The organism is Streptomyces sp. NPDC016640 (assembly GCF_043076215.1).
In the GTDB taxonomy this organism is placed as follows: domain Bacteria; phylum Actinomycetota; class Actinomycetes; order Streptomycetales; family Streptomycetaceae; genus Streptomyces.
Genome location: NZ_JBIBRG010000005.1, coordinates 122,109 through 135,714, shown reverse-complemented (window position 1 = coordinate 135,714; position 13,606 = coordinate 122,109). Strand labels below are relative to the sequence as shown.

The 13,606-nt window shown below is 73.0% G+C and carries 11 protein-coding genes; 5 read left to right on the top strand and 6 right to left on the bottom strand.

The window, feature by feature from the left end; genetic code table 11:
- Positions 1-28: 28 nt before the first annotated feature.
- Both ACF07S_RS12685 and ACF07S_RS12680 read right to left on the bottom strand, forming a co-directional pair.
- A complete protein-coding gene (locus tag ACF07S_RS12685) occupies positions 29-730 on the bottom strand; it encodes a hypothetical protein (protein ID WP_391965130.1) in 702 nt (233 codons plus the stop codon).
- Positions 731-798: 68 nt separating this feature from the next.
- Entirely contained in the window at positions 799-2,124 is a 1,326-nt protein-coding gene (locus tag ACF07S_RS12680) for a DUF2252 domain-containing protein (RefSeq protein ID WP_391974161.1), read from the bottom strand.
- A 279-nt stretch (positions 2,125-2,403) separates the two neighbouring features.
- Between ACF07S_RS12680 and dnaE the strand changes: the two genes are divergently transcribed.
- The gene (gene dnaE, locus ACF07S_RS12675; RefSeq protein ID WP_391965128.1) at positions 2,404-5,943 is read left to right on the top strand and encodes a DNA polymerase III subunit alpha; all 3,540 of its coding nucleotides are present in this window, start codon (positions 2,404-2,406) and stop codon (positions 5,941-5,943) included.
- Between the two features lie 97 nt (positions 5,944-6,040).
- Here dnaE and ACF07S_RS12670 read toward each other — a convergent pair whose 3' ends face one another.
- Positions 6,041-6,208, bottom strand: a complete 168-nt coding sequence (locus ACF07S_RS12670) for a hypothetical protein (RefSeq protein ID WP_391965127.1) — start codon at positions 6,206-6,208, stop codon at positions 6,041-6,043.
- Between the two features lie 221 nt (positions 6,209-6,429).
- On the opposite strand from ACF07S_RS12670, the gene ACF07S_RS12665 reads away from it, so the two are divergent.
- The 4 genes from ACF07S_RS12665 to ACF07S_RS12650 all read left to right on the top strand — a co-directional run bounded on the left by ACF07S_RS12665 (position 6,430) and on the right by ACF07S_RS12650 (position 10,757).
- Positions 6,430-7,638, top strand: coding sequence for an NYN domain-containing protein (locus tag ACF07S_RS12665; RefSeq protein WP_391974160.1), 1,209 nt, complete (start codon positions 6,430-6,432; stop codon positions 7,636-7,638).
- Positions 7,639-8,144: 506 nt separating this feature from the next.
- The gene (locus ACF07S_RS12660) at positions 8,145-9,119 is read left to right on the top strand and encodes an ABC transporter ATP-binding protein (protein ID WP_391965337.1); all 975 of its coding nucleotides are present in this window, start codon (positions 8,145-8,147) and stop codon (positions 9,117-9,119) included.
- 89 nt (positions 9,120-9,208) lie between these two features.
- Positions 9,209-10,030: an ABC transporter permease gene (locus ACF07S_RS12655; protein ID WP_391965125.1), complete on the top strand. Its 822-nt coding sequence runs from the start codon at positions 9,209-9,211 to the stop codon at positions 10,028-10,030.
- Positions 10,031-10,064: 34 nt separating this feature from the next.
- Positions 10,065-10,757 (top strand): AAA family ATPase, encoded by a 693-nt coding sequence (locus ACF07S_RS12650; RefSeq protein WP_391974159.1) that lies wholly within the window; start codon positions 10,065-10,067, stop codon positions 10,755-10,757.
- Between the two features lie 98 nt (positions 10,758-10,855).
- On the opposite strand, the gene ybaK is transcribed toward ACF07S_RS12650, so the two are convergent.
- The 3 genes from ybaK to ACF07S_RS12635 form a co-directional block, all read right to left on the bottom strand.
- Positions 10,856-11,356: a Cys-tRNA(Pro) deacylase gene (gene ybaK, locus ACF07S_RS12645; RefSeq protein ID WP_391965123.1), complete on the bottom strand. Its 501-nt coding sequence runs from the start codon at positions 11,354-11,356 to the stop codon at positions 10,856-10,858.
- Positions 11,357-11,586: 230 nt separating this feature from the next.
- Positions 11,587-12,327, bottom strand: coding sequence for an LON peptidase substrate-binding domain-containing protein (locus ACF07S_RS12640; protein WP_391965122.1), 741 nt, complete (start codon positions 12,325-12,327; stop codon positions 11,587-11,589).
- Between the two features lie 11 nt (positions 12,328-12,338).
- Positions 12,339-13,415 carry a hypothetical protein gene (locus tag ACF07S_RS12635; RefSeq protein ID WP_391974158.1) on the bottom strand — a complete coding sequence of 359 codons (1,077 nt, stop codon included), beginning with the start codon at positions 13,413-13,415 and terminating at the stop codon, positions 12,339-12,341.
- Between the last annotated feature and the right edge of the window lie 191 nt (positions 13,416-13,606).

Genomic DNA, 13,606 nt, shown 5'->3' with positions numbered 1-13,606 from the left:
GGTCGCCGGCGCCCGGGCCGGGGCTGCCTCAGGCGACGGCGGTCGAGCACGGCGGTCCACGCCGTCCCAGGGAGTGCACGAGGAGCAGGGTCCGGGCCGTGGCGGCGCGGCGCGCCGGGCGGAACGGGCGGTGCGCCTCCGGGACCCGGCGTACGGTCACCGCGGCGACCGCGAGCAGCAGCGGCCGGAAGGTGGTCGCCGTCACCGCGCCCAGCAGCTGGGCCAGCGCCCGCTCCCCGCGGCGCAGCCACGCGGCGGCGAACAGGCCGACCCCGACGTGCGCGCCCAGCAGCAGCCAGGCGGTGGCCGGGTCGGCCTGGGCGAGCAACCCCGCCAGCCGGTCGCCGCCCTCCGCGGCGGGCCCGGTGACCCGGGCGAGCGGTGCGCCCACACTGGCGCCGTCGCCGCACAGCACGTCGAAGCCGAACGAGCGCAGCGGGCCGGCGACCGGGCCGCCCATCCGGCCGTAGCAGACGTGCTGACCGGTGGTGAAGACGGTGTCGGCGGCCAGCTCCAGCGGGATCAGCAGGGCGGCGATCCGCCCGAAGGAACGCTCCCGGCCCGCCAGGGCGTACGCCAGGAGGAACACGGCGGCGGCGATCGCGGCCACCGTGTTCACCGGCAGCGGAGCCCCGGACAGCAGCACGTGCGACGCGGCGCTGAGCGTCACGACGACTGCCGTGAACAGCGCCGCGCGGACGGCTCTGAACTGGGTTCCGGATATGTCCATGGCGGGGAAGAGTCTGTCACGTGCTCCGGTAAAGGATGATTAAAGTCTTGCTGTGGGCGGGCGTGGGCCTACAGTCCCGGAATCCTCCCGTTGCGGAACAGGTCCAGGAAGATCTGGTGGTCGGCGCGCGCCCGGGCGCCGTACGCGTGCGCGAAGTCGACCAGGAGCGGGACCAGCAGGTCCTCGTCGGCCGCGATCGCGGCGTCGATGGCGCGCTCGGTGGAGAACGGCACCAGGGACTCGCCGGAGGTGTCGTCCGCCGCCGCGTGCATGGTGGCCGTGGCCCGGCCGAGGTCGGCGACGACCTGGGCGATCTCCTCCGGCTCGTCGATGTCCCTCCAGTCCAGGTCCACGGCGTACGGCGAGACCTCGGCGACCAGCTGGCCCGCGCCGTCCAGCTCGGTCCAGCCCAGCCACGGGTCGGCGTGCGCCTGGAGGGCACGCTGGGAGATCACCGTGCGGTGGCCCTCGTGCCGGAAGTACTCCCGGATCGACCGGTCGGGGATGTGCCGGGACACGGCCGGGGTCTGGGCCTGCTTGATGTAGATCACGACATCGTTCTCCAGGGCGTCGCTGTGGCCCTCCAGGAGGATGTTGTACGACGGCAGCCCGGCCGAGCCGATGCCGATGCCGCGGCGGCCCACGACGTCCTTCACGCGGTAGGAGTCCGGACGGGCCAGCGAGGCGTCCGGCAGCGTCTCCAGATAACCGTCGAAGGCGGCGAGCACCTTGTAGCGGGTGGCGGCGTCCAGCTCGACCGCGCCGCCGCCGGAGGCGAAACGGCGCTCGAAGTCACGGATCCCGGTCATCGACTCCAGCAGCCCGAAGCGGGTCAGCGAGCGGGCGTCGCGCAGCGCGTCCAGCAGGGGCCCCTGGGCGGTGTCCAGCGTGAACGGAGGCACCTCCTCGCTCTTCGCGCCGGTGGCCAGCGCGTGGACGCGCTCCCGGTAGGCGGCGGCGAAGACGGTCACCAGCTCGGTGATCTGCCCGTCGCTGAGCGCCTTCGCGTAGCCGATCAGCGCCACGGACGCCGCGAAGCGCTTGAGGTCCCAGGTGAAGGGGCCGACGTAGGCCTCGTCGAAGTCGTTGACGTTGAAGACCAGGCGGCCGTTGGAGTCCATGTACGTGCCGAAGTTCTCCGCGTGCAGGTCGCCGTGGATCCACACCCGGGACGTCCGGTCGTCCAGGTACGGTCCGCCCCGCTTCTCCGCGTCCAGGTCGTGGTAGAAGAGGCAGGCCGTCCCCCGGTAGAACGCGAAGGCCGACGCCGCCATCTTGCGGAACTTCACGCGGAACGCGGCCGGGTCGGCGGCCAGGAGTTCGCCGAAGGCGGTGTCGAGGACGGCGAGGATCTCCTCGCCGCGGTGCTCGTCGTTGAGCTGCGGGACCGACATCGCTGGGTGCCTCCTGGTGCGGGGTGTTCCGGGACGGGTGACCCGTCCACCGGGTAACGTGCGGCGGGACGCGGGAGTGCCCGTGACGCCCGTCCGAAGGTACGCGGGGATGCCCCTGGAGCGTCAGTGCCGGGGCATAGAATTCGAGGCGGTCCCCGGACTGTCCGCCGGCCGTCCGCGGACCGCCCGCCGTCCGTCGCCGAGCGCCCGCCCGCCGCCCGGCCACCACTTCCGAACGAGGCGCTTCGCGCCCTAGCATCCGCTCCTGGAGACCGCACCGTGTCAAAGCCGCCGTTCACGCACCTGCACGTCCACACCCAGTACTCGCTGCTGGACGGTGCCGCGCGGCTGAAGGACATGTTCGACGCCTGCAACGAGATGGGCATGACGCACATCGCCATGTCCGACCACGGCAACCTGCACGGGGCGTACGACTTCTTCCACTCCGCGCAGAAGGCCGGGGTCACCCCGATCATCGGGATCGAGGCGTACGTCGCCCCCGAGTCCCGGCGCAACAAGCGCAAGATCCAGTGGGGCCAGCCGCACCAGAAGCGGGACGACGTCTCCGGCTCCGGTGGTTACACCCACAAGACGATGTGGGCGGTGAACAGCACCGGACTGCACAACCTCTTCCGTCTCTCCTCCGACGCGTACGCCGAGGGCTGGCTGCAGAAGTGGCCCCGGATGGACAAGGAGACCATCGCCAAGTGGTCCGAGGGGATCGTCGCCTCCACCGGCTGCCCCTCCGGCGAGCTCCAGACCCGGCTGCGCCTCGGCCAGTTCGACGAGGCGCTCAGGGCCGCCGCCGACTACCAGGACATCTTCGGCAAGGACCGCTACTTCCTGGAACTGATGGACCACGGCATCGAGATCGAGCACCGGGTCCGCGACGGCCTGCTGGAGATCGGCCGCAAGCTCGGCATCCCGCCCCTGGTCACCAACGACTCGCACTACACGTACGCGCACGAGGCGGGTGCCCACGACGCGCTGCTGTGCATCCAGACCGGCAAGAACCTCTCCGACCCCGACCGCTTCAAGTTCGACGGCACCGGCTACTACCTCAAGTCCACCGACGAGATGTACGCCATCGACTCCTCGGACGCCTGGCAGCAGGGCTGCGCCAACACCCGGCTGATCGCCGAGATGGTCGACACCACGGGCATGTTCGTCAAGCGCGACCTGATGCCGAAGTTCGACATCCCGGAGGGCTACACCGAGGTCAGCTGGTTCCGCGAGGAGACCCTGCGGGGCATGCACCGCCGCTTCCCGGACGGCATCCCGGACGACCGCATGAAGCAGGTCGAGTACGAGATGGACACCATCATCTCGATGGGCTTCCCCGGGTACTTCCTCGTGGTCGCCGACTTCATCATGTGGGCGAAGAAGCAGGGCATCGCGGTCGGCCCCGGCCGAGGCTCCGCGGCCGGCTCGATCGTCGCCTACGCCCTCGGCATCACCGACCTCGACCCGATCCCGCACGGCCTGATCTTCGAGCGGTTCCTCAACCCCGAGCGCATCTCGATGCCCGATGTCGACATCGACTTCGACGAGCGCCGGCGCGTGGAGGTGATCCGGTACGTGACGGAGAAGTACGGCGCCGACAAGGTCGCCATGATCGGCACCTACGGCACCATCAAGGCCAAGAACGCGATCAAGGACTCCGCGCGCGTGCTGGGCTACCCGTACGCGATGGGCGACCGGCTCACCAAGGCGATGCCGGCCGACGTCCTGGGCAAGGGCATCCCGCTCTCCGGCATCACGGACCCGAACCACCCCCGGTACTCCGAGGCGGGCGAGATCCGCGGGATGTACGAGAACGAACCGGACGTGAAGAAGGTCATCGACACCGCCAAGGGCGTCGAGGGCCTGGTCCGGCAGATGGGCGTGCACGCCGCCGGCGTGATCATGTCCAGCGAGACCATCACGGACCACGTCCCGGTCTGGGTCAGGCACACCGACGGCGTGACCATCACGCAGTGGGACTACCCGAGCTGCGAGTCGCTCGGCCTGCTGAAGATGGACTTCCTGGGCCTGCGCAACCTGACCATCATGGACGACGCCGTCAAGATGGTGAAGGCCAACAAGGGCACCGACATCGACCTGCTGACGCTGCCCCTGGACGACCCCACGACCTTCGACCTGCTCCAGCGCGGCGACACCCTCGGCGTGTTCCAGTTCGACGGCGGCCCGATGCGCTCCCTGCTCCGGCTGATGAAGCCGGACAACTTCGAGGACATCTCCGCCGTGTCGGCCCTGTACCGGCCGGGCCCGATGGGCATGAACTCGCACACCAACTACGCCCTGCGCAAGAACGGCCAGCAGGAGATCACGCCCATCCACCCCGAGCTGGAGGAGCCGCTCAGGGAGGTCCTGGACGTCACCCACGGCCTGATCGTCTACCAGGAGCAGGTGCAGAAGGCCGCCCAGATCATCGCCGGGTACTCGCTCGGCGAGGCCGACATCCTCCGCCGCGTGATGGGCAAGAAGAAGCCCGAGGAACTGGCGAAGAACTTCACCATCTTCCAGGCCGGCGCCCGCGGGAACGGCTACAGCGACGAGGCCATCCAGGCCCTGTGGGACGTGCTGGTGCCGTTCGCCGGCTACGCCTTCAACAAGGCGCACTCCGCCGCGTACGGACTGGTGTCGTACTGGACCGCCTACCTCAAGGCGAACCACCCCGCCGAGTACATGGCCGCGCTGCTCACCTCGGTGAAGGACGACAAGGACAAGTCGGCGGTCTACCTCAACGAGTGCCGCCGCATGGGCATCAAGGTGCTCCCGCCGAACGTCAACGAATCCGAGTCGAACTTCGCCGCGCAGGGCGACGACGTGATCCTCTTCGGCCTCTCCGCGGTGCGCAACGTCGGCACCAACGTCGTGGAGTCGATCATCAAGTGCCGCAAGGCCAAGGGGAAGTACGCCTCCTTCCCGGACTACCTCGACAAGGTCGACGCGGTCGTCTGCAACAAGCGCACCACGGAGTCGCTGATCAAGGCCGGTGCCTTCGACTCCATGGGGCACACCCGCAAGGGCCTCACCGCCCAGTACGAGCCGATGATCGACAACGTGGTCGCGGTCAAGCGCAAGGAGGCCGAGGGACAGTTCGACCTCTTCGGCGGCATGGGCGAGGCGGAGACCAGCGAGCCCGGCTTCGGTCTCGACGTCACCTTCACCGACGACGAGTGGGACAAGACCTACCTGCTCGCCCAGGAGCGGGAGATGCTCGGTCTGTACGTCTCCGACCACCCGCTGTTCGGCCTGGAGCACGTGCTGTCCGACAAGGCCGACGCGGGCATCTCCCAGCTCACCGGCGGCGACTTCGGCGACGGCGCGGTGGTCACCATCGGCGGCATCATCTCGGGCCTGCAGCGCAAGATGACCAAGCAGGGCAACGCCTGGGCCATCGCCACCGTGGAGGACCTGGCGGGTTCCATCGAGTGCATGTTCTTCCCGGCGACCTACCAGCTGGTGTCGACGCAACTCGTCGAGGACGCCGTGGTGTTCGTCAAGGGCCGGCTCGACAAGCGCGAGGACGTGCCGCGGCTGGTCGCGATGGAGCTGATGATCCCCGACCTGTCCAACGCGGGCACCAACGCGCCCGTCGTCCTCACCATCCCGGCCACGCGCGTGACCCCGCCGATGGTCAGCCGCCTCGGCGAGATCCTCACCCACCACAAGGGCGACAGCGAGGTCCGCATCAGGCTCCAGGGCCCGACCAGGACGACGGTGCTGCGCCTGGACCGCCACCGGGTCAAGCCGGACCCGGCCCTGTTCGGCGATCTCAAGGTCCTCCTCGGGCCGTCCTGCCTGGCCGGCTAGCGACGCCCGGCCGACGCGCGTGAGGGGCGCACCGCGTGGGCGCGCCCCTCTCCATGTGCCTTCATGTGCCGGGGCCGAACGGCCCGTCACACGGATGTCAGTTGTGGCCGAAGCGCTTGTGCCGGCCCTTGCCGCGGCCCACCTCGCCGGGCATGACCTGCGTGGTGCGCTGCTCGTCCGGCGTCTCCATCGTGGACGACTGCGTCGTCCGCGGGGCGCGCTCGGCCTGCGGCTGCTTACGGTCACGGTTCTTGTTCTTGGCCATGGTGATGCCTCCTGTGGGGGACTAGGGGCCAGGGCCGGGACCAGATTCACACAACCCGACAACGCATGCATGTCGGGCAATTACCCTGTGTGACCGGGGCGGTCGGAGGAGGAAGCGGGGAAACGCCACGCCGAAGATCGAGTTCGGGCCGTTAACCCCGGTGTGGTCGGGCAGACTCGAAGCAAGCCCGAAGCAAACCTCCCGGAAAGAGGGTGGATCGCGTGGACCGCTGCATCGTCCTGGTGGACGCCGGGTATCTGCTGGGGGCCGCCGCCAGTCTCCTCGCCGGGGAGCCCTCGCGGTCCCGTATCACCGTCGACCACGCGGCCCTGATCCAGGGACTGCGCGACCGCGCCGAGTCCGACACGCGGCAGCCGCTGCTGCGGATCTACTGGTTCGACGGCGCTCCCGACCGCGTCCCGCAGCCCGAGCACCGCAGGCTGCGCGTGATGTCCCGGGTCACCGTCCGGCTCGGCGCGCTGACCCGCAGCGACGGCCGCTGGGCGCAGAAGGGCGTCGACGCCGCGATGCACGCCGAGCTGACCGAGCTGGCCCGCAACCGCGCCTGTTCCGACGTCGTCCTGGTCACCGGGGACGGCGATCTGCTGCCCGGCATGATGGCCGCGAAGGAGCACGGGGTCGCCGTCCACCTGTGGGCCGTGCAGGCCGCCGACGGGGACTACAACCAGTCCGAGGACCTGGTCGCCGAGGCCGACGAACGCCGGGTGCTGGACCGGGCGTGGATCACCCAGGCGGTACGGGCCAAGGAGCACACCGGGGTGTGCGCGCCGCAGCCCGCGCCACGGCCGGAGATCGCGGCGATCCTCTCCGCCCCGCTGCCGGACTCCGCGCTCGCCGAGGCGGCCGAACGGGCCGCGCGGGAGCCCCGGCGACCGGCCGCCGACGCGCACAACGGCACCGCCGAGCGGACGGCGGCGGCCAAGGGCGTACCCACCCCGAAGGACCTGGCCGCACTGCGCGGCCCCGGCCCGCAGCCGGCCCAGCCGCCCGCCTCCGCCACCCTGCGCTGGTCCTCCGACAAGGGCTGGGTCGACCGGCCCGTCGCCGAGCCGCCGGACGCCGCCTCCATGCCGACGCTCGCCCAGCTGACCACGGCCGAACAGCGGTGGGCCGACCGGGAGGAGGACATCACCACCGTGGGCGGCGACTCCTTCGAGGTGGGACAGGTCTTCGCCCGGCGCTGGGTGGAGCGGCTCGGCGACCAGAGCCACATCCAGAAACTGTCCGCCATGTACCCCCGCATCCCGCACCGCATCGACGGCGAGCTGCTGCGCTACGCGGCCCGCTTCGGCCTCCTGGCCCACAAGGACGACCAGATCGACGAACGCGACCGCTACGCCATCCGGGCGGGCTTCTGGCGGGAGCTGGACCTGCGCACCGGCACGGAGCGGGCTCCCGTCGGGGAGTGAGCGGCCGGCGCGGGACCCACCGCCGACCGGGGTCCCGGCGCCCCGCTCCGGCCGCTGCGCCGGGACCCCGGCCGTCCGCGACCGCCGGAACACCCGGCCGCCGGCCCGGGCGGCGCAGCCGGCCGCGGGCCCGGGGTGGGCACCCGGCCGCGGGCCCGGGGTGGGCACCCGGCCGGCGGCCGGCCTGGACCGCGTACCCCGCCTGCCGGTGTGCGGCGTGGCGGGTACCCGCGCCGGGAGGTCCCGGCCGGGAGGGTGGCCGGCGCCGCGGTGGCGGATGCCGGGCGCGTGCCGCCGCGGGCGGGGAACGGGCGGGGAACGGGCGGGGGCGGGCCGTCGGCGGGCCGAAGGGGGCGCGGTGGGGGGTGGTTGGGGGAGTTGCTGCTTGCAGGGGTGGGTTTGCGGGCGGGAGGGCGACCCGGGAGCGGGGCGGGGGGCGGGACCCCGTAGGCTCGTTCCTTGTGAGTACGCGCGCGGCACAGGGATACCGGCACGGTGGTGCCGTCGTGTGCGCGGTGCGCGGGCTGACCAAGACCTATCCGGCGGCGCGCGGCCGGCGCGGGACACCGGCCACCCCCGAGGTCCGGGCCACCGACGACGTACGGCTCGACATCCGGCGCGGCGAGATCTTCGGGCTGCTCGGGCCGAACGGGGCCGGGAAGTCCACCCTGGTGCGCCAGCTGACCGGGCTGATGCGGCCCGACCGCGGCAGTGTGGAGATCCTCGGCCACGACATCGTGCGCCACCCGGAGCGGGCCTCGCGCATCCTCGCCTACCTCGGTCAGGAGTCCAGCGCCCTCGACGAGCTGACCGTGTCCCTGGCCGCCGAGACCACCGGCCGGCTGCGCGGGCTCGACGTCCGGCGGGCGCGGGCCGAGCGGGACGACGTCCTGGACGAACTGGGGCTCGCCCCGATCGCCGGGCGCCCGCTGAAGAAGCTCTCCGGCGGTCAGCGCCGGCTGGCCTGCGTGGCCGCCGCGCTGGTCGGGGAGCGGCCCCTGCTCGTGCTCGACGAACCCACCACCGGCATGGACCCCGTGGCGCGGCGCGCGGTGTGGTCCGCCGTCGACCGGCGCCGCGCCGAGCGCGGCTCGACCGTTCTGCTGGTCACCCACAACGTCATCGAGGCCGAGACCGTCCTCGACCGGGTCGCCGTGCTCGACCGGGGCCGGGTCATCGCCTGCGACAGCCCGGCCGGCCTCAAGGAACAGGTCGCCGGCGAGGTCCGGGTCGACCTGGTGTGGCGCGAGGCCGCCCCCCTGCACGTGCCCGAGGTCGCCGCGCTGCGCGACCGGGTCGTCGAGTCGGGCCGGCGCTGGATCCTGCGGCTGGCGCCCGAGGAGGCCCGGACGGTCGTCGCCACCGTCACCGGCGGGGCCGCCTTCGCCGCGCTGGACGACTTCACCCTGGCCACGCCCAGTCTGGAGGACGTCTACCTGGCGCTGGGCGGCGCCGTGCGGCAGGGGCTGGTGAAGGCGTGAGCACCCGGGCCATGAGCACGCAGGCCGCCGCCTCCGTACGGAACGGAGCGAGCGCCGGAGTGGATCCTGACGAAGGGGAGCAGCACGACGTGAGTGTCGTACCCGCCGATGTCCTGCCGGGCGGCGCCCTGGCCCCGGCGCAGGCCGCGCCGGAACCGGCAGATCTCGGCCCCCGGGCACGGCTGTGGCCGTCGCTGGCGGCCGTCTACCGGGCACAGCTGTCCCGGGCCCGGGTGGCGCGGATCCCGCTGCTGTTCGTGGCGACCTTCCAGTCGGTCGGGATCATGGTCCTGATGCGGGGCGTCGTGGCCGGCGGCGGTGAGGCGCAGGCCGTGGTCGCCGGCTCCTCGGTCCTGGTCGTCGCCTTCGTCGCGCTGAACCTCCTCGCCCAGTACTTCGGGCAGCTGCGCGCCAGCGGCGGACTCGACCACTACGCGACGCTGCCCGTGCCGCCGGCCGCGGTGGTGCTGGGCGCGGCGGGCGCCTACGCCTCGTTCACCGTGCCGGGGACCGTCGTGACCGCCGTCTTCGGCTGCGCGCTGTTCGGGCTGCCGCTGGCGCACCTGTGGATCCTCCTCGCGGTGATCCCGCTCGCGGGTGCCGCGCTCGCCGGACTCGGAGCGACCCTCGGCCTGCTCGCCCCCCGGCCGGAGATGGCCACGCTGCTCGGACAGCTCGGCATGTCGGCGGCACTGCTGCTGGGCGTGCTCCCGCCGGAGCGGATGCCGGAGGCGGTGCGCCTCGTCCGCGACCTGCTGCCGTCGACGTACGGCGTCGAGGCCTTCGCCCGGACCTTCGGACCGCACCCCGACTGGGCCCGGGTCCTCGCCGACCTCGCCGTGTGCGGGGGCGCCGGCGTGATCTCGCTGGCCGTGGCCACCTGGGCGTACCGCAGGGCGGCCGTCCGGTGACGCGCCGCACGGCCGGGCCTGGCACGATGGCGGGGTGAGCGCACCTCTGACACCACCACCGCCTCCGCACGAACATTCCGCGCGGGACGCGTGGCAGCCGCCGTCCGACGGGCCCGCGGCCGTCCCGTTCCAGGACTCCGGGAGCACCGGCCACCCCGGCGGGTGGTACGGCCAGGACGGCCCCGGGATGAGGACGGAACTGCGCGAGGCCGCCGTGACGGCGCTGGCGACGGCGCTCGCCGGGGTGCTGCTCGGGGTGCTGTGGTGGTGGCTGGCGCCGCGCGTGCCCCTGGTGGGTGACGTGGTCGGCGACGACTGGGTCGTCTACTTCAAGGACTCCGAGGGCGAGCAGGCCGTCGGGGTGGACGGGACGTTCTCGCTCCTCGCCACGGGCTTCGGCGCGCTCTGCGCGCTCGTGGCGTTCCTGCTCCGCCGCCGCGGGGGCGTGCCGCTGGTGGTGGCGCTGGCCTTCGGAGGGCTGCTCGGTTCGTTGCTGGCCTGGCGGATCGGCGTGTGGCTCGGGCCCGCTCAGGACGTGATAGCCCAGGCCAGGAGCGTCGGCAAGGGCGTCACCTTCGACGCGCCGCTGAAGCTGAGCGCGAAGGGCGCCCTGCTGGTCTGGCCGTTCGCGGTACTGGTGGCGCACCTGGGCCTGACGGGCCTGTTCGGCCCCCGGGACCCGGACCCCGCCCCGGGGCCGTACGCGCCCGACGCGACGAAGGCGTAGGGCCCGGGCCCCGGCCCGGAACCGGGGCCCGTCGTCCGGATCACGCCGCGGAGGCGGGGTCCGGCACGCACTTCCGTCGCGAGGGCCGTGCCGCGGGGCTACGCCCGTCCGATCGGGGCCAGGGTCGCCGAGGTCAGCTCGGTCAGGTCGCCGGGGGAGAGTTCGACCTCCAGGCCGCGGCGGCCGGCCGAGACGCAGATCGTCTCGTGCAGCGTGGCCGACTCGTCCACGACCGTCGGCAGCCTCTTGCGCTGGCCGAGCGGTGAGATGCCGCCGCGGACGTACCCCGTGGTGCGCTCCGCCAGCGCCGGGTCCGCCATCGCGGCCCGCTTGCCGCCGGCCGCCGCCGCGAGGGCCTTCAGGTCCAGCTGGCCCGCCACCGGGACCACCGCCACCGTCAGGGCGCCGTCGACGTCCGCCACCAGCGTCTTGAAGACCCGGTCCGGCGAGACGCCCATCGCCTCGGCCGCCTCCTCGCCGTACGACGGGTGGGAGGGATCGTGGTCGTAGGAGTGGACGGTGAACGGCACTCCGGCCGCCGTCAGCGCCACCGTCGCCGGTGTTCCCCCCGGCTGCTGTTTCCTCGACTTCTTCGCCACCCGCCACATCCTCCCAGACGGGCCGCGACGGGAGGCGGCCGCCTCCTCCGGAACGGGCGGCCGGCGGAGGCGGCCGAGCGTGTCACCGGGAGGGCCGGCCCCGGTCAGCAGGTCGCCCGGGGGCTCGAAGGTCCCCTGTCCGCAGACCCTGACCGGACCCTTGTGACCGCGGAAGCAGGGGTGGCCCGCGGTCCACGTGCCGCCGGCCCGCTCACCCCAGCGCTCCCGCGTCAGTTCCGGCTGGTCGGCCCCCTCGTCAGATCGCCCGCGGGCAGGGACGGCAGACTGCGGATGATGGCCGTCTCCGAGCGCAGGAGCCGCAGTTCGTCGCGTAGCCGCGAGGCCGTGTCGGGGGCCTGGAGCAGGCGCTGCTTCGTGGGCGTGTCCAGCATCATCGCGGCGGCGACCAGATAGGAGACGACACCCGGTTCGTCCGGGAGGTCCGCGCCGGTCGTCAGCGACCGCTCCCGCGCTCCCGCCAGCCGCTTCTGGTACTGGCGGAACGCCCGCAGCACCCCTTGCGCCAGCGCCCCCGCCTCCTCGCCGGGTTCCTCGGCCACCGGCTCCAGCCCGGCCGTCAGATACGGCCCCGAGGAGTCGACCGACAGCAGCCGCGCCCGGGTCGTGCCGGTCGCCAGTACCTCGAAGGTGCCGTCGTCCCGCTCCCGGATCGTCGCCGCGTCGGCCACGCAGGCCACCTTGTGGAAGGCGCGCAGCGGATCGGTGCCGAAGCCGGCCGCGGCGCCCTGTGCGGGCACGGCCGTCGGATCGGGCATGCCGGGAGCGCTCGGCGCCACCTCGTGCCCGTCGCGGATCGCCACGACGGCGAACCGGCGCGGCTCGTCCTCGGGGGTCTTGAGCAGCTCGCGCATCATGGCGCGATAGCGCTCCTCGAAGACGCTGAGCGGGAGTACGAGCCCCGGGAACAACACCGTGTTCAGGGGGAAGAGCGGGAGCCGGACGGTGGTCACGACGCAAAAGCCTAATGGTCTCCGGGGAACAGCCGCCCGCTCCGCCCACCCCTCGGACCCTCCGGGGCCGGGGCCGGGGCGGTCGCCGCGGCCGCCGGGGGGCCCGCCGCGACCGCCTCGCGCACGGCCTGACGCACCTGCAGGAACCGGCCGAGCGGGTCGTCCGCGTCCCGGTCCCAGGGGAAGGACGTGGCGTACGGGCCGGTCAGCCGCAGCTGCTCCAGGGCGTCCTGCCAGCGGTGGAGCCGGATGAGGACCCAGGTCAGCAGATTGCGCAGCTCGGCCGGCCGCACGTGCCCCGCCGGCAGCCGTGCGGACAGCGCGACGGCGCGGTCGGCCGCCGCCTGGAGCCGCTCGGGCTCCACCCCGGGGCCGCAGCCGTCGGTCAGATAGCCGAACGCGGCGCGCAGCGGCAGGGCCTGCGTGAGCGAGTCCTCCGGCGCGTCCTGGGCGGCCAGGTCCGCGAAGTCGAAGCACTCGCGGTGCGAGCCGTGCCAGGAGGACGCCAGGTAGCGCAGGGCCGCCACATGGCAGCCGTGGTGGTGCGGGGCGCGGCGGACCGCCGCCTCCCACAGCTCCTCGAAGTACCGGTGACCGGCGCGGGCGCCGCGGGCGTGATCCAGGGCGAGCCGCCAGGGCACCGGATCGCGGCCGTCCGCCCGGGCGGCGGCCGTGATCAGCGGGCTCACCTCGCGCAGCAGCTCGGCCCGGGCCGGTGAGTCCCAGGCGCGGTCGACGGCCCGCTGGGCGTCCACCAGCAGCCCGTCCGGGTCGCGCGGGGCGAGGGCGCGCCAGGTGTCCAGCCACTCGGGGCGCGAGCGCGCGAAGGCGGCCAGCCGCCGCACATACCGGTCACGGAGCTCCCAGGCCCCCGTGCTCCGGGTGGCGGCGAGCAGCGCGACGGCCGGCGCGTGATCACCGCCCGCGGCCCCGACCAGCGCCGGGCCCAGCATGTCGTCGGGCGCGTCGAGGAGCACGTCGTCGTCGGCGGGCAGCACGGCGGGGACGAGGGGCAGGGCGCCCGTCGTCCTGCCGTGCAGCCGGGTGGCGCGGGTGAATGCATGCAGCAGAGCCATGGTATCCACCATTGAAAGTCCGCAGGTCACGACGGCGCCAGAGTCGACACGGAAGTCATGAAAGGTTGTACGGCCTCCGGTCAAGGCGGGGTAAAAAGCGGAGAGGTCCACCGTGTGCGCGTCCTCGGGCAGCAGCCGCCCCTGGGGCGCACCCGGGGAAGAGCGGGAGCGGCCCAGGGGCCTGGGAGCCGGGTGGACAACGC

Bases quoted from the DNA above. Each gene is read 5' to 3' on its own strand.
- ACF07S_RS12685 (WP_391965130.1), bottom strand. From the start codon at position 730: ATGGACATATCCGGAACCCAGTTCAGAGCCGTCCGCGCGGCGCTGTTC.
- ACF07S_RS12680 (WP_391974161.1), bottom strand. From the start codon at position 2,124: ATGTCGGTCCCGCAGCTCAACGACGAGCACCGCGGCGAGGAGATCCTC.
- ACF07S_RS12670 (WP_391965127.1), bottom strand. From the start codon at position 6,208: ATGGCCAAGAACAAGAACCGTGACCGTAAGCAGCCGCAGGCCGAGCGC.
- ACF07S_RS12635 (WP_391974158.1), bottom strand. From the start codon at position 13,415: ATGGTGGATACCATGGCTCTGCTGCATGCATTCACCCGCGCCACCCGG.